Annotated in this window: 21 protein-coding genes and 1 tRNA gene; 10 read left to right on the top strand and 12 right to left on the bottom strand. The window is 72.4% G+C overall.

Annotated features, from left to right (window positions below; all coding sequences use genetic code 11):
• The first annotated feature begins 4 nt into the window (after positions 1–4).
• A complete protein-coding gene (gene galK, locus DCW30_RS08870) occupies positions 5–1159 on the top strand; it encodes a galactokinase (protein WP_076685733.1) in 1155 nt (384 codons plus the stop codon).
• A 140-nt stretch (positions 1160–1299) separates the two neighbouring features.
• Positions 1300–1641, top strand: a complete 342-nt coding sequence (locus tag DCW30_RS08865; protein WP_076685734.1) for a DoxX family protein — start codon at positions 1300–1302, stop codon at positions 1639–1641.
• A gap of 27 nt (positions 1642–1668) precedes the next feature.
• On the opposite strand, the gene DCW30_RS08860 is transcribed toward DCW30_RS08865, so the two are convergent.
• Positions 1669–2133: a GNAT family N-acetyltransferase gene (locus DCW30_RS08860; protein ID WP_076685735.1), complete on the bottom strand. Its 465-nt coding sequence runs from the start codon at positions 2131–2133 to the stop codon at positions 1669–1671.
• A gap of 259 nt (positions 2134–2392) precedes the next feature.
• Here DCW30_RS08860 and DCW30_RS08855 point away from each other — a divergent pair, with 259 nt between their 5' ends.
• On the top strand, positions 2393–3205 hold the full coding sequence (locus DCW30_RS08855) for a response regulator transcription factor (protein ID WP_076685736.1): 813 nt from the start codon (positions 2393–2395) through the stop codon (positions 3203–3205).
• On the opposite strand, the gene tamR is transcribed toward DCW30_RS08855, so the two are convergent.
• A complete protein-coding gene (tamR, locus tag DCW30_RS08850) occupies positions 3164–3661 on the bottom strand; it encodes a MarR family transcriptional regulator TamR (RefSeq protein ID WP_062781554.1) in 498 nt (165 codons plus the stop codon). The genes DCW30_RS08855 and tamR overlap by 42 nt on opposite strands.
• Before the next feature lie 102 nt (positions 3662–3763).
• On the opposite strand from tamR, the gene DCW30_RS08845 reads away from it, so the two are divergent.
• A complete protein-coding gene (locus tag DCW30_RS08845; protein ID WP_076685737.1) occupies positions 3764–4594 on the top strand; it encodes a trans-aconitate 2-methyltransferase in 831 nt (276 codons plus the stop codon).
• The gene (locus DCW30_RS08840) at positions 4588–4947 is read left to right on the top strand and encodes a VOC family protein (RefSeq protein ID WP_076685738.1); all 360 of its coding nucleotides are present in this window, start codon (positions 4588–4590) and stop codon (positions 4945–4947) included. The genes DCW30_RS08845 and DCW30_RS08840 overlap by 7 nt, the downstream gene beginning before the upstream one ends.
• A gap of 4 nt (positions 4948–4951) precedes the next feature.
• Here DCW30_RS08840 and DCW30_RS08835 read toward each other — a convergent pair whose 3' ends face one another.
• Together DCW30_RS08835 and DCW30_RS08830 are read right to left on the bottom strand one after the other, a co-directional pair.
• A complete protein-coding gene (locus DCW30_RS08835; RefSeq protein ID WP_076685739.1) occupies positions 4952–5638 on the bottom strand; it encodes a TetR/AcrR family transcriptional regulator in 687 nt (228 codons plus the stop codon).
• Positions 5635–6666 carry an acyl-CoA desaturase gene (locus DCW30_RS08830; protein ID WP_076685740.1) on the bottom strand — a complete coding sequence of 344 codons (1032 nt, stop codon included), beginning with the start codon at positions 6664–6666 and terminating at the stop codon, positions 5635–5637. Before DCW30_RS08830 ends, DCW30_RS08835 begins: the two co-directional genes overlap by 4 nt.
• A gap of 303 nt (positions 6667–6969) precedes the next feature.
• Here DCW30_RS08830 and ppc point away from each other — a divergent pair, with 303 nt between their 5' ends.
• Entirely contained in the window at positions 6970–9714 is a 2745-nt protein-coding gene (gene ppc / locus DCW30_RS08825) for a phosphoenolpyruvate carboxylase (RefSeq protein WP_062781565.1), read from the top strand.
• Positions 9715–9783: 69 nt separating this feature from the next.
• Here ppc and pth read toward each other — a convergent pair whose 3' ends face one another.
• The 6 genes from pth to DCW30_RS08795 all read right to left on the bottom strand — a co-directional run bounded on the left by pth (position 9784) and on the right by DCW30_RS08795 (position 14868).
• Positions 9784–10386: an aminoacyl-tRNA hydrolase gene (gene pth, locus DCW30_RS08820; protein ID WP_076685741.1), complete on the bottom strand. Its 603-nt coding sequence runs from the start codon at positions 10384–10386 to the stop codon at positions 9784–9786.
• Positions 10387–10458: 72 nt separating this feature from the next.
• Positions 10459–11052 (bottom strand): 50S ribosomal protein L25/general stress protein Ctc, encoded by a 594-nt coding sequence (locus tag DCW30_RS08815; protein WP_062781569.1) that lies wholly within the window; start codon positions 11050–11052, stop codon positions 10459–10461.
• A gap of 191 nt (positions 11053–11243) precedes the next feature.
• The gene (locus tag DCW30_RS08810) at positions 11244–12218 is read right to left on the bottom strand and encodes a ribose-phosphate diphosphokinase (protein WP_062781571.1); all 975 of its coding nucleotides are present in this window, start codon (positions 12216–12218) and stop codon (positions 11244–11246) included.
• Positions 12219–12334: 116 nt separating this feature from the next.
• Complete coding sequence (gene glmU / locus DCW30_RS08805; protein ID WP_076685742.1) at positions 12335–13783, bottom strand: bifunctional UDP-N-acetylglucosamine diphosphorylase/glucosamine-1-phosphate N-acetyltransferase GlmU; 1449 nt, start codon at positions 13781–13783, stop codon at positions 12335–12337.
• 130 nt (positions 13784–13913) lie between these two features.
• Positions 13914–13985, bottom strand: a tRNA-Gln gene (locus tag DCW30_RS08800).
• Positions 13986–14007: 22 nt separating this feature from the next.
• A complete protein-coding gene (locus DCW30_RS08795; RefSeq protein WP_076685743.1) occupies positions 14008–14868 on the bottom strand; it encodes a terminase gpP N-terminus-related DNA-binding protein in 861 nt (286 codons plus the stop codon).
• A 167-nt stretch (positions 14869–15035) separates the two neighbouring features.
• Here DCW30_RS08795 and DCW30_RS08790 point away from each other — a divergent pair, with 167 nt between their 5' ends.
• Positions 15036–16376, top strand: coding sequence for a sensor histidine kinase (locus tag DCW30_RS08790; RefSeq protein ID WP_076685744.1), 1341 nt, complete (start codon positions 15036–15038; stop codon positions 16374–16376).
• Positions 16377–16446: 70 nt separating this feature from the next.
• Here DCW30_RS08790 and DCW30_RS08785 read toward each other — a convergent pair whose 3' ends face one another.
• Both DCW30_RS08785 and DCW30_RS08780 read right to left on the bottom strand, forming a co-directional pair.
• Positions 16447–16974, bottom strand: coding sequence for an SUKH-3 domain-containing protein (locus tag DCW30_RS08785; RefSeq protein ID WP_076685745.1), 528 nt, complete (start codon positions 16972–16974; stop codon positions 16447–16449).
• Positions 16975–17060: 86 nt separating this feature from the next.
• On the bottom strand, positions 17061–17708 hold the full coding sequence (locus DCW30_RS08780; RefSeq protein ID WP_237283422.1) for a YwqJ-related putative deaminase: 648 nt from the start codon (positions 17706–17708) through the stop codon (positions 17061–17063).
• A 353-nt stretch (positions 17709–18061) separates the two neighbouring features.
• Between DCW30_RS08780 and DCW30_RS08775 the strand changes: the two genes are divergently transcribed.
• From DCW30_RS08775 to DCW30_RS38210, 3 genes are read left to right on the top strand one after another with little or no spacing between them, the layout of a single operon-like run.
• Positions 18062–19048: an SMI1/KNR4 family protein gene (locus tag DCW30_RS08775; protein WP_076685746.1), complete on the top strand. Its 987-nt coding sequence runs from the start codon at positions 18062–18064 to the stop codon at positions 19046–19048.
• A gap of 7 nt (positions 19049–19055) precedes the next feature.
• The gene (locus DCW30_RS37015) at positions 19056–21050 is read left to right on the top strand and encodes a hypothetical protein (RefSeq protein WP_422125969.1); all 1995 of its coding nucleotides are present in this window, start codon (positions 19056–19058) and stop codon (positions 21048–21050) included.
• Positions 21051–21056: 6 nt separating this feature from the next.
• On the top strand, positions 21057–21959 hold the full coding sequence (locus DCW30_RS38210) for an SUKH-4 family immunity protein (protein ID WP_422125971.1): 903 nt from the start codon (positions 21057–21059) through the stop codon (positions 21957–21959).
• Positions 21960–21970 lie beyond the last annotated feature (11 nt).

The raw sequence follows: 21970 nt of genomic DNA, 5'->3' as shown, positions 1-21970 counted from the left end.
TCTCATGGGTACGGCATCCGAAGTCGCCGGGCGGTTCGAGGAGTTGTACGGCCGCGCGCCCGACGGGGTCTGGTCGGCCCCCGGCCGCGTCAACCTCATCGGCGAGTACACGGACTTCAACGAGGGCTTCGTGATGCCACTCGCCCTGCCGCACACCGCCGTCGCCGCCGTCGCCCGGCGCGACGACGGCGTCCTGCGGCTGCACTCCGCGGACATCGACGCCCCGCTGGTGGAACTGCGTGCCGACGAGCTGACGCCGCTGTCGGACGGCGGCTGGGCCGCGTATCCCGCGGGAGTCGTGTGGGCGCTGCGGGAAGCAGGTCACCAGGTGTCCGGCGCCGACCTGCACCTCGCCTCGACGGTCCCCACGGGCGCGGGCCTGTCCTCCTCGGCCGCCCTGGAGGTCGTCACCGCGTACGCCCTGAACGAGCTGTGCGGACTCGGACTGACCGGACCCGGACTCGCCGTCGTCGCCCAGCGCGCCGAGAACGCCTTCGTCGGCGTCCCCTGCGGCGTCATGGACCAGATGGCGTCGGCGTGCTGCACCGACGGCCACGCCCTGCACCTGGACTGCCGCGACCTGTCGACACGCCAGGTCCCCTTCGACCTGGCGGCCCAGGGCCTGCGGCTCCTGGTGGTCGACACCCGCGTCAAGCACGCCCTCGGCGACGGCGCCTACGCCGAGCGCCGCGCGGGCTGCGAGGAGGGCGCGCGCGTCCTCGGCGTCAGCCACCTGCGCGACGTGCCGTACGAGGACCTGCCGGCGGCGCTGGCGAAGCTGCCGGACGACCGGACCCGGCGTTACGTCCGCCACGTCGTCTCCGACGACCACCGCGTCGAGCGGGTCATCGGCCTCCTGGACGCCGGCGACGTCCGCGCGATCGGCCCCGTCCTGACCGAGGGGCACGCCTCGCTCCGCGACGACCTGCGGATCTCCTGCCCGGAGCTGGACCTGGTGGTGAGCGCCGCCGACGCGGCGGGCGCGCTCGGCGCGCGTATGACGGGCGGCGGCTTCGGCGGCTCCGCGATCGTGCTGGTGGAGTCCGAGGACGCGGAAGCCGTCACGAAGTCGGTCCTCGACGCCTTCGTGACGGCGGGCTTCACGACGCCGCGCGTCTTCCCTGCGGTGGCGTCGGCGGGGGCGCGCAGGGAGGCCTGAGCCTCCGGGAAGGACATCTCCCTCGGGCGGTCACATTCTCCCGGCGGGGTCCGTCATGGCAGTGAACGGCCACCAAGGACCGCCTGCCGGGGCGTGACCCCACGTTCCCGGCGCCGCCCGCCCGAGAAGGAGCCCCTCTGATGTCCACCGCTCACGTCATCGTCACCCTCGTGGCCGCCGCGATGGTCGGCTTCTCGGCCTTCTCGGTCTTCCGGCGCGCGCAGTGGGTCGTCGGACCCATGGCCGACTACGGCATCCCGATGTCCTGGCTCCCCTGGCTCGGCGCCGCCAAGGCCGCGGGCGCGGCGGGCCTGGTGGCGGGCCTGTTCGTCCCGTACGTGGGGGCGGCCGCGGGCATCGCCCTGATCCTGTACTTCGCGGGCGCGGTCACCTTCGTGCTGCGGGCCCGCTGGTACGCCCACATCCCGTTCCCCCTGGTCTACGCGGCCCCGGTGGCCGCAGCCCTGTGGCTGGCGGCCTGACCCGGCCGCCGGGTGAGGGGCGCCCTCTCAGGCCGGCGGCAGCAGGCGCTTCGTCAGGGTGAACTCCTTGACTCCCTCCGGGTAGTCCGGGATCACGCTCACCAGTTCGTAGCCGTGGCTGCGGTAGAAGCCGGGGGCCTGGAAGTCCCACGTCTCCACGCGGGAGTTGACGCAGGCGCGCTCCTCGTGGGCTATGCGTTCGGCCTCGGCCAGGAGGCGGGCGCCGAGGCCCGTGCCGCGGTGGGGGTCGTCGACCCAGAGGTGGTCCACATGGAGCCAGCGCCCCCAGGTGTGCGCGGCGAGCCCGCCCGCCAGGGCGCCCGCGTCGTCCAACACCCAGACCGCCAGCGGCACTTCCTGGTCGTCGGCCGTGCCGCGCAGCGCGCGCAGCTCGGGCGACGCCGCCGTGTTCGTCTCGCTGAGCCGCGCCCGCAGCGCCGTCAGCCGTTCCTTGTCGACTCCTGTCTCCATACGAAACATGCGGCCCACCATAAACGCGTCGGTCTATCAGTTCTGCAAATCACCTTCCCCTCCCGGCGTCCGGGCCTACTCTGAAGAACAGTGCCGGTGGGGGCCGGCGCTGATCAGGGGACGAGACAGTCGGGTACGGCGCCCGGCCCGGGGGAAGCACTCATCGCGCGGCGGCGGCCGAGCGACCGTGGCGACCCCGGGCCACGGCGTCGTACCCGTACCGGCCGTTACCCGATGGGATCCCCCGCTCCTTGTCGGGAGCGTGGGGAAGGGGGTTTCAGTGGTTCGCATTCGAGTACTGGTCGTCGACGACCACCGCATCTTCGCCGAGTCACTCGCCGCCGCGCTCGCGGCCGAGCCCGACGTCGACGTGTCCGCGGCCGGCAGCGGTCCCGCCGCGCTGCGCTGCCTGGAGCGGGCGGTCACCGAAGGACGCAGATACGACGTCCTGCTCGTCGACGCCGACCTCGGCGCCACCGCCGGCGCCCTGGGCGCCCTCCCCCAGCCTCTCGGCCTCGCCGGAGCGGGGGGCGCCCCCGTCGCCGCCCCCGTCCAGGAGGGCGGCGCCGACGGCCTCGTCGACGGCATCTCCCTGGTCGCGGGCGTCCGCTCGGGGCAGCCCGCCGTGCGCACCGTCGTGCTCGCCGAAAAGGACGACCCGCGCCGCGCGGCCCTCGCCCTCCAGGCGGGGGCCTCCGGCTGGGTCGCCAAGGACTGCTCCCTGTCGCGCCTGCTCAGCGTCATACGAGGCGTCCTGCGCGACGAGACCCATCTGCCGCCCGCCCTGCTCACCGGCGTCCTGCGGGAGCTGACCGCCGCCCGCAAGCACCGCACCGAGTCCGAGCGCCTCGTGGAGTCGCTGACCCCGCGCGAGCGTGAGGTCCTGCGCTGCATGGTGGCGGGCCTCGGCAGGAAAGCGGTGGCCGAGCGGCTGTTCCTCTCCCCGCACACGGTGCGCACGCACATGCAGAACGTGCTGGGAAAGCTGGGCGTGCACTCCACGCTGGCGGCGGTCGCGCTCGCCAGGCGCGCGGGCGTGGGCCCGGTCGACCTAGCCGGGGATGTTGTCGAACGGGGCGGTCAACTGGCGTAGCAGCGCCGCCAGTTCGCCGCGCTGGGCACGCGACAGCTCGGCGAGGATCGCCCGCTCCTGCTCCAGGAGTCCGGCCAGGGCCTGGTCCGCGCGGTCCCGGCCCTCGGCGGTGAGCCGCACGAGGACCCCGCGGCGGTCGCTCGGGTCGGGCAGGCGCTCGACGAGGCCCTTCTTCGCCAGGCGGTCGATGCGGTTCGTCATCGTCCCGGACGTCACGAGGGTCTGCGTGAGGAGCTGGCCGGGGGAGAGCTGGTAGGGCGCGCCCGCGCGCCGCAGCGAGGTGAGCACGTCGAACTCCCACGGCTCCAGGCTGTGCTCGGAGAAGGCGAGTCTGCGGGCGCGGTCCAGGTGCCGCGCGAGCCTGCTCACGCGGCTTAGCACCTCAAGCGGCTCCACGTCGAGGTCCGGGCGCTCCCTGCGCCACGCCGCGACCAGCCGATCGACCTCGTCCTCCATGACGATCAGTGTAGGGGGTCTGTCGACATGAAGTCTCTTGACATCAAGATACTCGGGGTCCGACCATGTCGGCAGACCCGCCCCGCACGCCGAGGAGGCCCCGTGTCCACCGCCGCCACCTGGGACCCGTCCCAGTACCTGCGCCACTCCGACCACCGGGCCAGGCCCTTCACCGACCTGCTCGCCCGCGTGCCCACCCTCCCCGCCCGGACCGCCCCGCGCATCGCCGACCTCGGCTGCGGCCCCGGCACCGTCACCCGGCTCCTCGCCGAGCGGTGGCCCGCCGCGCACATCACCGGCTACGACAACTCCCCGCAGATGCTCGCCGAGGCCGAGCGGTTCGCGGGCCCCACGCGCGAGGGCGGGCGCCTCGACTTCGCCGCCGCCGACGCCGCGGACTGGACCCCCGCCCCCGGCACGTACGACCTGATCCTCTCCAACGCCACCCTCCAGTGGGTCCCCGGCCACCCCGGCTCCTTCCCCGTCTGGGTCGACGCGCTCACCCCCGGCGGCACGCTCGCCTTCCAGGTGCCCGGCAACTTCGACGCCCCCAGCCACGTCCTGATGCGGGAACTCGCCGAGTCGCCCCGCTGGCGGGACCGGCTCGGCGGGCGGCTGCGGCACGCCGACGCGGTGCTGACGCCGGGGGCGTACCTGGAGCGGCTCGCCGGGCTCGGCTGCGACGTCGACGCCTGGGAGACCACCTACCAGCACCTCCTCACCGGCGACGACCCCGTCCTCGACTGGGTCAAGGGCACCGGCCTGCGACCCGTTCTCACGGCCCTGGCCGGCGACGCGGACGCGACCGGGCGCTTCCTCGCGGAGTACGGGGAACTGCTGCGCGAGGCCTACCCCGCGACGGAGCACGGCACCGTCTTCCCCTTCCGCCGCGTCTTCGCGGTCGCCCGCAAGGACGGCGGCGCCCGATGCTGACGGCGATCGACCACGTCCAGCTCGCCGCCCCGCCCGGCAGCGAGGCCGCCCTGCGCTCGTACTACGTCGACGTCCTCGGCATGACGGAGGAGGCGAAGCCGCCGGCCCTCGCGGCGCGCGGCGGCTGCTGGTTCGCGGCGGGCGGCGTCCGCCTTCACCTCGGCATCGAGAGCGGCTTCCGGCCCGCCCGCAAGGCCCACCCCGGCCTGCGGGTCACCGGCATCCAGGCCTTCGCCGAACGCCTGGCCTCCCACGGCGCCGACGTCACCTGGGACGACGGCCTGCCGGGCCACCGGCGCTTCTACGTCCACGACCCGGTCGGCAACCGGCTCGAATTCCTCGAACCGGCCTGACCCCTCAGCTCTTCCTGTGGCCTATCAGCCGCGGCTTCGGCTCCAGGCCGTCCAGCCCGTGCCAGGCCAGGTTGACCAGATGGGCGGCCACCTCCGCCTTCTTCGGCTTGCGGACGTCCAGCCACCACTGACCCGTCAGGGCGACCATGCCGACCAGGGCCTGCGCGTACAGCGGGGCCAGTTTCTGGTCGAAGCCGCGGCCCTTGAACTCCTGGCCGAGGATGTCCTCGACCTGCGTGGCGATGTCGGAGATCAGGGAGGCGAAGGTGCCGGTGGACTGGGCCACGGGGGAGTCCCTGACCAGGATGCGGAAGCCGTCCGTGTACGTCTCGATGTAGTCCAGGAGGGCGAACGCCGCCTGCTCCAGGAGCTCCCGCGGATGCCCGGCCGTCAGCGCGCCCGTCACCATGTCGAGGAGCTGGCGCATCTCGCGGTCGACCACCACCGCGTACAGCCCCTCCTTGCCGCCGAAGTGCTCGTACACCACCGGCTTGGAGACCCCGGCCTTCGCCGCGATCTCCTCCACCGAGGTGCCCTCGAAGCCCTTGGCCGCGAACAGCGTCCGGCCGATGTCCAGCAACTGCTCCCGGCGCTCGGCGCCCGTCATCCGCGTACGCCGGGTACGCCGGGGCTGCTTCTCTTTGCCGGCAGGGCTTGCATTGCTGGAGTCGGTCGCCACGTCGTCCATCATGCCGCGTCGGCGGAGCGCGCCTCGCGGCGGGACTCGGCCGCCGCCGGAGCACGGCGGGCCTCGATGCGCGCCCTCGACGGCCACCGCACGTCGTACGCCCAGCCCAACTGCTCGCACCAGCGGATGATCCGCGCCGAGGAGTCGACCTGGCCGCGCATCACGCCGTGCCGCGCCGACGTCGGGTCGGCATGGTGCAGGTTGTGCCAGGACTCACCGCAGGACAGCACCGCGAGCCACCACACGTTGCCCGAACGGTCGCGGGACTTGAAGGGGCGCTTGCCGACCGCGTGGCAGATGGAGTTGATCGACCACGTGACGTGGTGCAGCAGCGCCACGCGCACCAGCGAACCCCAGAAGAAGGCGGTGAACGCGCCCCACCACGACATCGTCACCAGACCGCCGACCAGCGGCGGGATGCCGAGCGAGACGATCGTCCAGAGCAGGAACTGCCGGGAGACGCGACGGATCGCCGGGTCCTTGATCAGGTCCGGCGCGTACTTCTCCTGCGACGTCTGCTCCTCGTCGAACATCCATCCGATGTGCGCCCACCACAGGCCCTTCATCAGGGCCGGCACCGACTCGCCGAAGCGCCACGGCGAATGCGGGTCGCCCTCCGCGTCGGAGAACTTGTGGTGCTTGCGGTGATCCGCCACCCAGCGCACCAGCGGCCCCTCCACGGCCATCGACCCCGCCACCGCCAGCGCGATCCGCAACGGCCGCTTCGCCTTGAACGCGCCATGCGTGAAGTACCGGTGGAAACCGATCGTGATGCCGTGGCAGCCCAGGTAGTACATGAACACCAGCAGGCCGAGATCCAGCCAGCTCACCCCCCAGCCCCAGACCAGCGGCACCGCCGCGAGCAGCGCCAGGAACGGGACGACGATGAACAGCAGCAGAGTGATCTGTTCGAGGGAACGCTTCTGCTCGCCGCCCAGGGTCGCGGAGGGCGCGGCGGCGCCGCCCCGCCCCGCCCCGGAAGCGTCGTCGATCACATCGGAGTCGGAGGGCGCATCGGAAGTTGTCGTCATGGGCAGTCCCCTGAGAGGTCGAGGGTTCAGGTGGGAGTGAGGGCTCGGGCACGGTTCCGCCGTACGCGGGGAGCCACCGTCCGGCACACTCCCGCTGTGTTCTTGCGTTTCCTACGGTTCCGTAACCTACGGCGACGTAAGTATGGCAGCGCGGAGCCTCGCGGCACGAGGCCGCGAGCCCGTGCCCTGGAGTGACACCTATCCTTAGAAACGGTCGGACAGCGCGGTCCGCTCTGTTTATCCCCGGGCTCCACACCCGGGTCCCCTCCCAGACGTGCTTCAACACTGCAAGGAGCCGCACCTGTGAGCAGTGCCGACGACCAGGGCCGCCAGGCCACCAGCACAGCCAGCACCGAGCTGCGCGCCGACATCCGCCGCCTCGGCGACCTGCTCGGCGAGACCCTCGTACGCCAGGAGGGCCCCGAGCTCCTCGAACTGGTCGAGAAGGTGCGCCGTCTGACGCGCGAGGACGGCGAGGCCGCCGCCAAGCTCCTCGGCGGCACCGAACTGGAGACCGCGGCCAAGCTGGTCCGCGCCTTCTCCACCTACTTCCACCTCGCGAACGTCACCGAGCAGGTCCACCGCGGCCGCGAGCTGCGCGCCCGGCGCGCCGCCGAGGGCGGACTCCTCGCCCGCACCGCCGACCGCCTCAAGGACGCCGACCCCGAGCACCTGCGCCAGACCGTGCGCCACCTCAACGTGCGGCCCGTCTTCACCGCACACCCCACCGAGGCCGCCCGCCGCTCGGTGCTCAACAAGCTCCGCCGCGTCGCCGAACTCCTCGAAACCCCCGTCATCGAGTCCGACCGGCGCCGCCACGACACCCGACTGGCCGAGAACATCGACCTCGTCTGGCAGACCGACGAACTGCGCGTCGTCCGCCCCGAGCCCGCCGACGAGGCCCGCAACGCCATCTACTACCTCGACGAACTGCACGCCGGCGCCGTCGGTGACGTCCTCGAAGACCTCACCTCCGAACTGGAGCGCGTCGGCGTCGAACTGCCCGAAGGCACCCGGCCCCTCAGCTTCGGCACCTGGATCGGCGGCGACCGCGACGGCAACCCCAACGTGACGCCCGCCGTCACCTGGGACGTCCTGATCCTCCAGCACGAGCACGGCATCAACGACGCGCTCGACATGATCGACGAGCTGCGCGGCTTCCTCTCCAACTCCATCCGCTACACCGGAGCCACCGACGAGCTGACGGCGTCCCTCAAGGCCGACCTGGAGCTCCTGCCCGAGATCAGCCCGCGCTACAAGCGGCTCAACGCCGAAGAGCCCTACCGCCTCAAGGCGACCTGCATCCGGCAGAAGCTGGAGAACACCAAGCAGCGCCTCGCCAACGGCACCACCCACGAGCCCGGCCGCGACTACCTCGGCACCGCCGAACTGCTGGCCGACCTCACGCTCATCCAGACCTCCCTGCGCGAGCACAAGGGCGGCCTCTTCGCCGAGGGCCGGATGAACCGCACCATCCGCACCCTCGCCGCCTTCGGCCTCCAGCTCGCCACCATGGACGTACGCGAACACGCCGACGCCCACCACCACGCCCTCGGCCAGCTCTTCGACCGCCTCGGCGAGGAGTCCTGGCGCTACGCGGACATGCCCCGCGAGTACCGCCAGAAGCTGCTCGCCAAGGAACTGCGCTCCCGGCGCCCCCTCGCACCCTCCCCCGCACCGCTCGACGCCGCCGGCGAGAAGACCCTCGGTGTCTTCCACACCGTGAAGCGCGCCCTGGAGGTCTTCGGACCCGAGGTCGTCGAGTCGTACATCATCTCCATGTGCCAGGGCGCCGACGACGTCTTCGCCGCCGCCGTCCTCGCCCGCGAGGCCGGCCTCATCGACCTGCACGCCGGCTGGGCCAAGATCGGCATCGTGCCGCTCCTGGAGACCACCGACGAGCTGCGCGCCGCCGACGTCATCCTCGACGAGATGCTCGCCGACCCCTCCTACCGCAGGCTCGTCGCACTCCGCGGCGACGTGCAGGAGGTCATGCTCGGCTACTCCGACTCCTCCAAGTTCGGTGGCATCACCACCTCCCAGTGGGAGATCCACCGCGCCCAGCGCAGGCTCCGCGACGTCGCCCACCGGTACGGCGTGCGCCTGCGCCTCTTCCACGGCCGCGGCGGCACCGTCGGCCGCGGCGGCGGCCCCTCGCACGACGCCATCCTCGCCCAGCCCTGGGGCACCCTGGAGGGCGAGATCAAGGTGACCGAGCAGGGCGAGGTCATCTCCGACAAGTACCTCGTGCCCTCACTCGCGCGCGAGAACCTGGAGCTGACCGTCGCGGCGACGCTCCAGGCCTCCGCCCTGCACACCGCCCCCCGCCAGTCCGACGAGGCCCTCGCCCGCTGGGACGCCGCCATGGACGTGGTGAGCGACGCGGCCCACACCGCCTACCGCAAGCTCGTCGAGGACCCGCACCTGCCCGCGTACTTCCTCGCGTCGACGCCCGTGGACCAGCTCGCCGACCTGCACCTCGGCTCCCGGCCCTCCCGCCGCCCCGGCTCGGGCGTCTCGCTCGACGGCCTCCGCGCCATCCCGTGGGTCTTCGGCTGGACCCAGTCACGGCAGATCGTCCCCGGCTGGTTCGGCGTCGGCTCCGGCCTCAAGGCGCTGCGCGAGGCCGGACTCGACACCGTGCTCGACGAGATGCACGAGCACTGGCACTTCTTCCGCAACTTCCTCTCCAACGTCGAGATGACGCTGGCCAAGACGGACCTGCGGATCGCCAGGCACTACGTCGACACCCTCGTCCCCGACGAGCTCAAGCACGTCTTCTCCGCCATCGAGGCCGAGCACGAGCTGACCGTACGGGAGATCCTCCGGATCACCGGCGGCCAGGAACTGCTCGACTCCAACCCGGTCCTCCAGCAGACCTTCGCCATCCGCGACGCCTACCTGGACCCGATCTCCTACCTCCAGGTCGCCCTGCTCAAGCGGCAGCGCGACGCCGCGGAGGCCGGCGCCGAGCCCGACCCGCTGCTGGGGCGCGCCCTGCTCCTCACCGTCAACGGAGTCGCGGCCGGACTGCGCAACACCGGCTGACCGGCCCCGCCCACACATGAGAGGCCGCCCCCGACCGGGGCGGCCCCTCACGCATGGGTCAAGCGCGGTTCAGGAGTTGTACGTGCTCTGCGCCCGCTCAAGGCCCTCGGCGACCAGGGCCTCCACCGCGTCGGCCGCCCGGTCCACGAAGTAGTCCAGCTCCTTGCGCTCGGCGGACGCGAAGTCCTTCAGGACGAAGTCCGCCACCTGCATACGGCCCGGCGGACGCCCGATGCCGAACCGCACCCGGTGGTAGTCCGGGCCCATCGCCTTCGTCATCGACTTCAGGCCGTTGTGCCCGTTGTCGCCGCCGCCCAGCTTCAGCCGCAGCGCGCCGTAGTCGATGTCCAGCTCGTCATGGACCGCCACGATGTTCTCGGTCGGCACCTTGTAGAAGTCGCGCAGAGACGTCACCGGACCCCCGGAGACGTTCATGTACGACATCGGCTTCACCAGGATGACGCGACGGCTCGCGGGACCGAGCGGCCCGATCCGGCCCTCCACCACCTGGGCCTGCGCCTTCGCGGCCCGCTTGAACGTGCCGCCCATGCGCTGCGCGAGCAGATCGGCCACCATGAAACCCACGTTGTGCCGGTTCATCGCGTACTCGGGCCCCGGATTGCCCAGACCCGCGATCAGCCACGGCGCGCTGGCATCGGTCGTCACCTGCATGTCTCCTTCATACGCGGCAGCCGCCGCCCCCGAGGGAGCGGCGGCTGCCGTGCCGGATGTACGCCGCGAGGATCAGCCCTCGGCGGACGCGTCGCCCTCGGCGGACTCGGCCGGGGCCTCCTCGGCCTGCGCGGCCAGGACCTGAAGGACCACGGCGTCGCCGTCGATCGCCAGCGTGGAGCCCGACGGCAGCGGGATGTCCTTGGCGAGGACCGACGCACCGGCCTCCAGACCCGCGATGGAGACCGTGACCTCGGTCGGGATGTGGGTGGCCTCGGCCTCGACCGGAAGCGTGTTCAGGACGTGCTCCAGCAGGTTGGAGCCCGGGGCCAGCTCACCCTCGGTCTGGACCGGGATCTCGACCGTGACCTTCTCGCCGCGGTTCACGAGCAGCAGGTCGACGTGGGTCAGGATGCCCTGACGCAGGACGTCACGCTGGACGGCCTTCGGGATGGCGAGCTGGGTCTTGCCGTCCACGTCCAGGGAGATCAGGACGTTCGGCGTACGCAGGGCGAGCAGCAGCTCGTGGCCCGGCAGCGCCAGGTGGACCGGGTCGGCGCCGTGACCGTAGAGAACGCCGGGAACCTTGTCCTCACGGCGGATGCGGCGGGCGGCGCCCTTGCCGAACTCGGTACGGGTCTCCGCGGAGATCTTGACCTCGGACATGTGCACTCCTCGTACAACAGGTGTCGGATGGGGTTACCCGGCCATACGACTGGCCTGCTACGAAGAGCGCGTCGATAACGGACCGCCGCACCAGAACAGTGCGGCCTCCCTCGCCGAGCAACTCCAGGAGTCTACTCGGCCGGGAGGCCACACCCAAAAGGATCATCACGGAGCCAGGGCCCCGAGGGGTCCTACTGCTCCTCGAAGAGGCTCGTCACCGAACCGTCCTCGAAGACCTCGCGCACCGCGTTGGCGATGGTCGGGGCGATCGAGAGGACCGTGATCTTGTCCAGCTCCAGCTCGCCCGGGGTCGGCAGCGTGTCCGTGAACACGAACTCGCTCACCTTGGAGTTCTTCAGACGGTCCGCGGCCGGACCCGACAGCACACCGTGCGTCGCCGTCACGATGACGTCCTCCGCACCGTGCGCGAACAGCGCGTCGGCGGCGGCGCAGATCGTGCCACCCGTGTCGATCATGTCGTCCACCAGGACGCAGACGCGGCCCTTCACCTCACCGACCACCTCGTGCACGGTGACCTGGTTGGCGACGTCCTTGTCACGGCGCTTGTGCACGATCGCCAGCGGGGCGCCCAGCCGGTCGCACCAACGGTCGGCGACCCGGACACGGCCCGCGTCCGGCGACACGACGGTCAGCTTCGAACGGTCGACCTTCGCCCCCACGTAGTCCGCCAGGATCGGCAGCGCGAAGAGGTGGTCCACCGGGCCGTCGAAGAAGCCCTGGATCTGGTCCGTGTGCAGATCGACCGTGAGGATGCGGTCCGCACCCGCGGTCTTCATCATGTCGGCGATCAGACGCGCCGAGATCGGTTCACGGCCACGGTGCTTCTTGTCCTGCCGCGCGTAACCGTAGAACGGCACGATGACGGTGATGGAGCGGGCCGACGCGCGCTTCAGCGCGTCGATCATGATCAACTGCTCCATGATCCACTTGTTGATCGGAGCGGTGTGGCTCTGGATCAAGAAGCAGTCCGCGCCACGCGCCGACTCCTGGTAGCGGACGTAGATCTCACCATTGGCGAAATCGAAGGCCTTCGTCGGCACGATGCCGACACCCAGCTTGTGTGCGACCTCCTCGGCCAACTCGGGGTGGGCGCGGCCGGAGAAGAGCATCAACTTCTTCTCGCCGGTCGTCTTGATCCCGGTCACAGCACTGTCTCCTCAGAGAGTTCTTCCCGCTGCCGTACCCACGCGTCCCGGTGCGTCGAGCCGGCCGAATATGTGCACCTATCACGGTACGCCGTGTCAGACGCACCCGTTTCCGGTCAGCTTGTGCCGTCCGTCTCCCGCGACGCCGCCTCCGCAGCCTTCGCGGCCGCGCTCCCCGGCCGCTTACGGGCCACCCAACCCTCGATATTCCGCTGCTGGCCCCGCGCCACGGCCAGCGAACCCGCCGGCACATCCTTCGTGATCACCGAGCCCGCGGCGGTGTAGGCGCCGTCCCCGACCGTGACAGGGGCCACAAACATGTTGTCCGAACCGGTACGGACGTGCGACCCCACCGTCGTGTGGTGCTTCGCCTGACCGTCGTAGTTCACGAACACGCTCGCCGCGCCGATGTTGGACTGCTCACCGATCGTCGCGTCACCCACGTACGACAGATGCGGCACCTTCGAGCCCTCACCGATCGACGCGTTCTTCATCTCGACGAACGTGCCCGCCTTGGCCTTCACACCGAGCCGCGTGCCCGGCCGCAGATACGCGAACGGCCCGACGAGCGCGCCCTCGCCCACCTCGGCGTCGTTCGCCACGCTGTTGTCCACGCGCGCCCCGGCGCCCACCTTCGTGTCCGTCAGCCGCGTGTTCGGCCCCACCTCGGCGCCCCTGCCCAGGCTCGTCGCACCATGGAGCTGCGTCCCCGGGTGCACGACCGCGTCACGCTCGAAGGAGACCGTCGCGTCCACCCACGTCGAAGCCGGATCGACCACCGTGACACCGGCCAGCATGGCCTCCGTCAGCAGCCGGTCGTTCAGCGTCCTGCGGGCCTGCGCCAGCTGCACACGGTTGTTGATGCCGGCGATCTCCTCGTGGTCGTCGGCCACCGCCGCGCCCACCCGGTGACCCGCCTCGCGCAGGATGCCGAGGACGTCCGTCAGGTACTCCTCGCCCTGGCTGTTGTCCGTGCGCACCTTGCCGAGCGCGTCCGCGAGGAGCCGCCCGTCGAACGCGAACACCCCGGAGTTGATCTCACGGATCGCGCGCTGCGACTCGGAGGCGTCCTTGTGCTCGACGATCGCGGTGACCGCGCCGTTGGCGCTGTCGCGCACGATGCGGCCGTAGCCCGTGGCGTCCGGCACCTCGGCGGTGAGCACCGTCACGGCGTTGCCGTCACCGCTGTGGGTCTCGGCCAGCTTGCGCAGCGTCGCGCCGGTGAGCAGCGGGGTGTCGCCGCAGACCACGACGACCGTGCCGTCGACGGAGCCGCCGAGCTCCTCCAGGCCGATGCGGACGGCGTGTCCTGTGCCGTTCTGCTCCGCCTGGTAGGCGGTGCGGACCTGGGGGGCGACGGCGGACAGGTGCTCGCGGACCTGCTCGCTCTGGAAGCCGACGACGGTGACGAGCTGCTCGGGCGAGAGCGCGTAGGCGGCCTCAAGGACGTGGCCGATGAGGGAGCGGCCACAGATCTCGTGCAGGACCTTGGGGAGGTCCGACTTCATACGGGTTCCCTCACCCGCAGCGAGGACGACGACGGCGGCCGGGCAAGTTGCGCTCACGGAGGATGCCCTTCGGCTTCGGATGGGTCGGGGTTCCTCCGGGGGGAGGACATCCGCAGGATACCGGGGCGTAAGGGGGTGGAAACGGGGGCGGGTCCCGACCTTGGAGGTCGAGACCCGGACAGTGCAGCTCCCCTGCCAGGACTCGAACCCGGACAGATGGCACCAAAAGCCACAGTGCTGCCAATTACACCACAGGGGAATATATCGGCTGAAACGGACATTCAGCCCGCCTGCCGAGTGGCACCCAACACTATGCCGTACCAGGCGCCTTCCACGCGACGGTACAGATCGGCGCTCTGGCGAACATAAACGATCAGACAGCCGTGGTAGGCCTCCCCGGTGTTCTTCCGCACGGTACGAGGGTTGTGCTTCTTCAGCGTCGCCCTCCTGAGCGCCGTGGTCTCGACCCCGGCGACGTCGGCCCAGAACGTCTCGGCGGCGGGCACGTCGGCGCTCTCGTGGATGCTCAGACGCAGGGTCAGCCGGTCCTTCGTGACGCCCAGCGACGCGAGCCATCGCAGGTGGAAACGGATCACATCGGGATCGCTGTTGATGAACTGCAGGGCTTCGCTGCGGCGGTACGTCTTGCTCTTGGTGCCCTCGGCCCAATAGAGGACCACTCCGGCAAGGAAGAGCTCACGCTCCGACAAGCGGCCCACCGCCCGAGTCGCGGCCTCCTTCTGGGCCTCCCGCTCGCGCTCCTGGGCGGCGCGCAGTTCGGCCAGGCCCGCGTTCATGCGCGCCCTTCGTTCCTCGGGGGTGCGCCGGGGCTCCGGTGCGGGCAGATCGCGCACCCACAGGGAGACCGAACTCTTCGAGCAGGACAGCTCCGTCTGGATCTCGCTGTACGTCCACCCTTGGCTCCGCAGTTCACGCGCTCGGCGGCGCACGTCGTCCTTCGCCCTCGGACGCTTGGTCCACTCCGGGGGCGGCTCGCCCTGAACCAGTCGGCTGAGGGTTTCCTTGTTGCGTACCCCCAACTCCCGCGCGATCTGCCGAAGGCTCAGCCCCTCCCGCCGCAGAGCCACCGCCCGCTCGCGCAGCGTCTCGAAGTTCTCGTGTCTGTTCGTGATCTCCGTCATGTGGAGACCGTCGTCCGGAATGCGGGCCTCCGGCCAGGAATGCGCCTCGGATCAACAGTTCGAGGGATACCGGCACGTTTCGCTTCCGCTCGAACGCCGCGTGTGCTGGATCACCGAGCCGGAAACTCGCCGGAAAACCGCGGCGGAACGCCCGTACGCTGGAAGGCATGACCACGACGGGGGACGACCGCACCACGGCCATGACCGGGCCGTGGTGGTGGGAGCGGTGGCGCGGGGCGGCGCTGGACGCGGGGCTCGCGGTGCTGTCCGCGGCGGAGTGCGGCGCCGAGGGGGTGACGTTCGCCCGCGACGCGGGACTGCCGGCGCCGGTGGGCGTCGGGTTCGGGGTGCTGGCGGGTTCCGCGCTGCTGATCCGGCGGCGCTGGCCGGTCGCGGTGGTGCTGATCGCGATCGCGATCACGCCCGCCCAGATGGGTGTGCTCCTGACGATCGTCGGCCTGTACACGCTGGCGGCCTCGGAGCTGCCCCGGCGTATCACGGGCGCGCTCGCGGGCATGTCGATGGCGGGGACGCTCATCGTGGCGCTGGTGCGGGCCAGCCAGGATCTCGGCGGGGACGGCACGCACCCGCCGATCGGGAGTGAGTTCCTGCCGTTCTTCGCGGTGGCGGGGTCGATCGGGGTGACGGCGCCGCCGGTGCTGCTCGGTCTGTACGTGGGGGCGCGGCGGCGGTTGATGGAGTCGTTGCGCGAGCGTGCGGACGATCTGGAGCGGGAGCTGCAGTTGCTGGCCGAGCGCGCGGAGGAGCGTGCGGAGTGGGCGCGGAACGAGGAGCGGACGCGGATCGCGCGTGAGATGCACGACGTGGTGGCGCACCGGGTGAGTCTGATGGTGGTGCACGCGGCGGCGTTGCAGGCGGTGGCGCGCAAGGACCCGGAGAAGGCCGTGAAGAACGCGGCGCTGGTGGGTGACATGGGCCGGCAGGCGTTGACGGAGCTGCGGGAGATGCTCGGGGTGCTGCGGGCGGGTGACGACGGGGCGAAGGGTTCGGGGGGTGCGCGGCCGGTGGAGCCGGTGCCGCTGGCGGCGGTGGGGCATGCCGCGGCGGCGGCGGCCTCGCGTGCGGTGGACGAGGACGGGCCTTCTCTGGCGGAGCTGGATGAGCTGGTGGGGCAGTCGCGTGCGGCGGGGATGGCCGTGGATCTGTCGGTGGAGGGTGAGCCGCGGGATTACGCGGCGGATGTGGAGCAGACCGCGTACCGGGTGGTGCAGGAGGCGTTGACGAACGTCCACAAGCATGCGGCGGGCGCGAAGACGTATGTGCGGCTCGCGCATCGGGGGGCGGAGATCGCGATGCAGGTGGAGAACGAGCCGCCGCCGGAGGCGGGTTCCACGGCGGACGCGCGGTTGCCGAGTGGTGGCAATGGTCTGGTGGGGATGAAGGAGCGCGTCACGGGGCTGGGTGGTGTGTTCGTGTCGGGTCCGACGGATGGCGGCGGTTTCCGTGTGTCGGCGGTGCTTCCGGCGGCGGTTCCCGCGGTGGGTTAGCGCCGCCTGCCGTGGTGTCGGGGGGCCTTTCGTGCGGGGTGCGGGGTCCCTTCGCGCAGGGGTACGGGGGTCAGCCGGCCGTGAGGCGGGTGGGGTTGGCGCCGGTGAAGAGGGTCGTCAGGGCGTGTTCGATGTGGGCGCCGAGGAACCAGTCGCCGCTGTGGTCGAGGCTGTAGACGCGGCCCTGGGTGTCGATGGCGAGGAGTGCCTGGGTCTCGGTCTCCTCGCCGATGGGGCTGAGTTCGGTGTCGAGGGCGCGGCCGAGGTCGCCGAGGGTGCGGGCGAGGTGGAGTCCGTACATGGGATCGAGGTGGACGGTGGCGGGCGCTATTTCCCGTCCTGTCCCCTGTGGGGTGATGTGGAGTCCGCCGAATTCGGCCCAGGCCTCGACGGCGGCGGGGAAGACGCGGTGCCGGTGCCCTGCGGGTGAGGTGTGGCGGCGCAGGGCGTCGGCCCAGATCTCGGCCTGTTTGATGTCCCAGCGTCCGGGTCGCCAGCCGGCGGCGCGCAGGGCGGCGTCGACGGGGACGGGCAGGGGGGTGCCGGCCGCGCGGGGGCTCTGGGTGGCCGCGGCGGTGGCGGGGTGGTCGGCGTGCATGGGGTTGGCCCTTGTTCGGTCGGGTGGACGGGCGGGCGGACGGCGGTGCGGGTCCGGCCGGGGTCCTGTGTGTGCTCCGGTGGCTGTCAGGCTTCGGTGGTCGTCGGGTCGACGACGCGTACGCCGAAGTGCGCGGTGAGGGCGGTGCAGGAGCGGCACGGCGGGGCGAAGGAGCCGTGCAGGGGGTCGCCGTCCTCGCGGATGCGACGGGTGGTCAGTTTGGCGTGTTTGAGCGCTTTGCGGGCTTCGCCGTTGGTCATGGGTTTGCGCTGGGCGCGCTTGGAGCGTCCCGCGTCGGCGGCGGCGATGTGCCGGGAGACGAGGATGGCCTCGGCGCAGCGTCCGGTGAAGCGTTCGCGCTGGCCGCTGGTGAGGGCGTCGAGGAAGTCCTGGACGAGCGGGTGGAGCGCGGGGGGTTCCTCGCCGCGGCCCGGGGTGCAGGTGAGGGTGGTCTGGCCGCGTACGGAGAGGGCGGCGGCGACGGTGGGCAGGATGCCGTCGCGGCGTTGGCGCAGGACGGGCGCGTGGGCGGCGGTGCTGCTCCAGCCGACGCGCGGGTCGCCGAGGGGTCCGGCCGCCGGGGCGGGGGCGGAGTCGCTCGTTGTGGTGGATCCGGCTGTGGTGGCCACGGTGAGTCCTGCCGTCGGGCCCGTGCCGGCCACTGCCGCGGACGCCTTGGCGGGCGCCGTCGTGGACAGCGTGTGGGCGGTCATGTCGCTTGGTGCCGTGTGCATGGTGCTGTGTTCCCTCCCCCTGCTCCGCGGCCGTCACCGCGGGTGCCACGCCCCCGCGTTGCGGGGGACAGCCTGCCAAATGGGGCGGGTGGTGCGGAAGCTGGGGCTCTGCGACACGCCTGGCTTTCCGCCGGGTTTCGTCGCACGGTGACCGTCCGGTGGCTGCTGGTCATGGAACCGGAGGGCCGGTGACCGGTGTCGTCCCAACGCATAGGCTGTGTCGACATCCGCCGTGCCGGAACCGCGGAAAGCGAACGCTCGCGGACCGGAACGCGCAGATCACGACATGCAGAAGACATGCAGAATCAGCAGCAGAACCAGAACCTTCCACAGTGCCGCAGGGGGCAATCGCCATGACGACAGGTCGGCTGGGGCAGCAGTCCGCGCCGCCGAACGCGGCGTACGCCGGGCAGGTCGTGCACTTCCCGGACCCGGTCCGCGCCGCCCGCCATCCCAGAGGTGTGCGGGTGGACGAGCACGGTTATCCGGATTTCTCCTCGTACGCGCGTGCCGCGGCGGAGATCGCCGAGCCCCCGGAGGGTTTCGGTGTCGATGAGCTGCGCCTGACGGATTACGTGTCGGCGAACGCGGCGCTGGCCGCGGACGGCCACGAGCTGTGGGACACGATTCCCGCGGTGGCGACGCCGCACGGCTGGACGTGGCATCACGTGCCGGGCGGCCGGCGGCTCGAACTGGTGCCGGTCGAGGTGAAGGCGTTGCTGCGGCACCACGGCGGGATCGCGACGACGGCCGTGGACCAGGAGAAGCGGGGGACGCGGCCGTTGCAGGAGACGCGGCCCGCGCACTTCGGGCTGCCGAAGGCCGCGGTCGCGGTGACCGAGCAGCAGGTGCAGGGCGTGGAGGAGGATCTCGGCTACCGCCTGCCGGGCGCCTACCGTTCCTTCCTGAAGGCGGCGGGCGGGTGCGCGCCGGTGGGCGCGGCGCTCGACGCCGAGCTGGGTCTCCTGGTCGACCAGCCGTTCTTCACGGTGCGGGACCAGGCCGCGGTCAATGACCTGGTGTACGTCAACAAGTGCCTGCGCGACCATCTCACCAAGGACTACCTGGGGGTCGGTTTCGTGCAGGGCGGTCTGCTCGCCGTGAAGGTCAGGGGTGACCGGGTCGGTTCGGTGTGGTTCTGCGCGTACGACGACGTGCGGGATCAGGACGCGTGGCCGCCCGCGGAGCGGGTGCGGCGGCTGCTGCTGCCGTGCGGCGACGACTTCGACGCCTTCCTGTCGCGGCTCGCGGGCAATCCGCCGGAACTGGAGACCGTGGCGAACCTGATGGTGGACGGCGGCTTCGCGCGCGCCGTTCCCGTGTCCTCGGCTGGGGAGTGACGTAAGCATGGTGACCTTCGCGCAGGCGCAGGAGCGCGCCGAGGAGTGGATCAACGGCGACGTGCCGGGCTACCAGCACCGTGAGGTGCGGGTCCGGGAGTTCGACCTGGGGTTCGTGGTCTGGGCCGAGGACCGGGAGAACGGTCCGGTCTCCGACGGCGGCGACCAGCGGCTCGTCATCGCCAGGGACAGCGGCGAGGCCACGCTGTGGCCGGGGCTCGCCGTGGGCGAGGTGATCCGCCGGTACGAGGAGGAGTACGGCCTGCCGGCCTCGGCGCCGCAGGACGCGGTTCCGCCGCCGCCGGAGCGGGTCGACCTCAACCAGACGTCCTTCTTGTTGAGCCCTCCGGAGTGGCTCCAGGAGGCGGCGGACAAGCTGGGCATTCCGGATCGGCGGTCGGAGGGGTCGTCTTCGGCGGCGGCCTCGGCTTCCGATGCGGGTGCGGATGCGGGTGCGGACGCGGCTTCCGGCCCGGCTGCCGGCCCGGCCTCGGACGAGGGTGTCCCGGCGGACGCGGAGCCGGCCGACGCGCCGGCTCCCGCGGCGTCCGTGCCGGGGGGCGGCACGCCGTGGCCCGCGGCCGGTGGCTCCGACGCCGACGACGCGCCCGAGCGCGACGACAGCCTGCCCGTGACGTCGCCGGGCGTGCCGACGGGCGCGACCCCGTGGGCCGGTACGGACACCAACGCCGACGCGGGCGAGGACCACTCGGTCCCGCTGCCCGCCACGGTGTTCTCACCGCCGCTCGCCGGTCTGGACGGCGGCACTCCGCCGCCCGGCGTCGCCCCGGAGGCCAAGACGGCCCTGATGCACGGCGGCAGCCAACTCCCCGCGACGGCGATCGCCCCGGCCGTGGACGACCCGAACACTCCCGGCTCCCCGCAGCCGGGGGTCCCCGACGTCCCGCGGCCGCCTGCCGGTGCTCCGGTGCCGAACGCCCCGCGGCCGCCCGCGGGTTCGGCGACGCCGCCGCCCGGTGCCGCCGCGTACGGCTATCCGCAGGGTCCCGGCGTTCCGCAGCCGCCTGCCGGTGTTCCGGTGGCCAACGCCCCGCAGCCGCCCGCGGGTTCGGCGACGCCGCCGCCCGGTGCCGCCGCGTACGGCTATCCGCAGGGTCCCGGCGTTCCGCAGCCGCCCGCCGGTGCTTCGGTGGCCAACGCCCCGCAGCCGCCCGCCGGTTCCGCGACGCCGCCTCCCGGTGCGCCGGGTGCCGATGCCGCCAGCGGCGACGCGCAGGGGCCGTCGCACGGGGCGCGGGGAGGCAGTGCCACGCCGCCGCCTCCGAGCCCGGCGGGTGCGCCCGGTGGTGCGCCGCAGGCCTCCGGGCCCGGGGCTCCCGGTACGCCCGCCGGGGGCTATGTGCCGACCCAGCTCGTCTCCTCGCTCGGCCCCGAGGGGCCGCGCCCGCCCGCGGCTCCTGGCGCGCCGCAGCCGCCCGGTCCGCCCGGCGCTCCGGGGGGCACGCCTCCCGGTGGTGTGCACCATGCCGCGACGATGCTGGCCGACCCGAGTCTCAGCGGCGGGATCAAGCCGCCGGGTGCGCCCGGCGCCCCGCAGCCCCCGGGACCGCCCGGCACTCCGGGGCCGCCGCAGCCGCCCGGTCCGCCCGGCGCTCCGGGGGGCACGCCTGCCGGTGGTGTGCACCATGCCGCGACGATGCTGGCCGACCCGAGCCTCGGCGGCGGGCTCAAGCCGCCGAGCGCGCCCCAGCCCCCGGGTGCGCCCCAGCCTCCCGGCGCTCCGCAGCCGCCCGGTGGCTCTGTGCACCACGCCGCGACGATGCTGGCGGGCCCCGCGGTCGGCGGTCCCGGCATGCCGCCCCCGCCCCCGGCCGCGCCGGGCCGGCCGATGCCGCCGGGGCAGCCGGGCCCGCCCGGTCCGGTGCCGCAGGGCCCGCCCGGTCAGCCGTACGGCTATCCGCAGCCGCCCGCCGGCCGGCCCACCGTCGGCCCCGGCTACCAGGCCGTGCTGCGCTACCGCGCGGCCGACGGTTCCGAGTAGCAGCTCATCCGCCGCTCGGCGCCCGGCACCCCGCACCCGGAGTGGCAGATCCTGCACGAGCTGCGCGGCATGAACGTGCCCCCGCAGCAGGTGCTGGAGCTCCACACCGAGCTGGAGTCCTGCGAGCTGCCGGGCGCCTACTGCGCCCGGATGATCCGCGAGACCTGGCCGCAGGCGCGGATCACGTCGATCGCCCCGTACGGCAGGGACCACGCGTCCCGGCAGCAGGGCATGCAGCAGCTCCTCGCGCACCAGGGCGAGCTGCACCAGGTCGCGGACGGCCCGGCCCGCCCGGCGCCGGTGCGTGCCCCGTTGCAGCAGCTGCCGCCCGCCCCGCCGATCCCGCCGGAGGGCGTCGCGCAGGAGCTGGCCGGGGCCTTCGGGCCGGGCGTCTTCCGCTTCGACCAGCGGGCGGTGTCGCGCCAGGGCGTGCCGGACATCGTGGCGCACACCCTGGTGGTGGCGGGGCTGCCCGTCGACTTCGGGCCGTTCTTCTGGGCGCAGGCCCAGCCGGGGCGTCCGGTGCCGACGCTGGCGGAGCTGGCGCAGGAGCGGGGTGTGCAGCCGGCGTCGGACGCGGGCTCGTACCTGGTCATGGGCAGCGACTTCGGCCGGGCGCTCTGCGTCCAGTACGGCACGGCGAACATCGTGGCCGTGCCGGTGGAGGCCGGTCCCGGCGGCGCTCCCGTGCCGCCGCAGTTCGTGAACACGGGCCTGCCGGAGTTCGCGCGCTGCATGGCCCTGCTCGGCCGCATGTGGCGGCTGCGCTTCGGCCTGAACCAGGAGCAGGCGGGCCGCTGGACCGTCGACTTCCAGAACCAGCTCGCCGCTCTCGACCCGGCGGCGCTGGGCTCGCCGGAGAGCTGGTGGTCGGTCCTGCTCGAACAGATGTGGGACGGGTTGCTGTAGCGGCGGAGCCG

It is taken from the genome of Streptomyces alfalfae, from assembly GCF_004127445.1.
In the GTDB taxonomy this organism is placed as follows: domain Bacteria; phylum Actinomycetota; class Actinomycetes; order Streptomycetales; family Streptomycetaceae; genus Streptomyces; species Streptomyces alfalfae.
The sequence above is the reverse complement of the archived record's forward strand: the minus strand, read 5'-3'. Positions and strand labels throughout refer to the sequence as shown.

Bases quoted from the DNA above. Each gene is read 5' to 3' on its own strand.
- DCW30_RS08795 (WP_076685743.1), bottom strand. From the start codon at position 14,868: ATGACGGAGATCACGAACAGACACGAGAACTTCGAGACGCTGCGCGAG.
- galK (WP_076685733.1), top strand. From the start codon at position 5: ATGGGTACGGCATCCGAAGTCGCCGGGCGGTTCGAGGAGTTGTACGGC.
- DCW30_RS08785 (WP_076685745.1), bottom strand. From the start codon at position 16,974: ATGCACGCCGACCACCCCGCCACCGCCGCGGCCACCCAGAGCCCCCGC.
- DCW30_RS08780 (WP_237283422.1), bottom strand. From the start codon at position 17,708: ATGCACACGGCACCAAGCGACATGACCGCCCACACGCTGTCCACGACG.
- DCW30_RS08840 (WP_076685738.1), top strand. From the start codon at position 4,588: ATGCTGACGGCGATCGACCACGTCCAGCTCGCCGCCCCGCCCGGCAGC.
- DCW30_RS08775 (WP_076685746.1), top strand. From the start codon at position 18,062: ATGACGACAGGTCGGCTGGGGCAGCAGTCCGCGCCGCCGAACGCGGCG.
- tamR (WP_062781554.1), bottom strand. From the start codon at position 3,661: ATGGAGGACGAGGTCGATCGGCTGGTCGCGGCGTGGCGCAGGGAGCGC.
- DCW30_RS08860 (WP_076685735.1), bottom strand. From the start codon at position 2,133: ATGGTGGGCCGCATGTTTCGTATGGAGACAGGAGTCGACAAGGAACGG.
- pth (WP_076685741.1), bottom strand. From the start codon at position 10,386: ATGCAGGTGACGACCGATGCCAGCGCGCCGTGGCTGATCGCGGGTCTG.
- DCW30_RS08865 (WP_076685734.1), top strand. From the start codon at position 1,300: ATGTCCACCGCTCACGTCATCGTCACCCTCGTGGCCGCCGCGATGGTC.
- DCW30_RS08790 (WP_076685744.1), top strand. From the start codon at position 15,036: ATGACCACGACGGGGGACGACCGCACCACGGCCATGACCGGGCCGTGG.
- DCW30_RS08830 (WP_076685740.1), bottom strand. From the start codon at position 6,666: ATGACGACAACTTCCGATGCGCCCTCCGACTCCGATGTGATCGACGAC.
- DCW30_RS37015 (WP_422125969.1), top strand. From the start codon at position 19,056: ATGGTGACCTTCGCGCAGGCGCAGGAGCGCGCCGAGGAGTGGATCAAC.
- DCW30_RS08815 (WP_062781569.1), bottom strand. From the start codon at position 11,052: ATGTCCGAGGTCAAGATCTCCGCGGAGACCCGTACCGAGTTCGGCAAG.
- DCW30_RS08835 (WP_076685739.1), bottom strand. From the start codon at position 5,638: ATGATGGACGACGTGGCGACCGACTCCAGCAATGCAAGCCCTGCCGGC.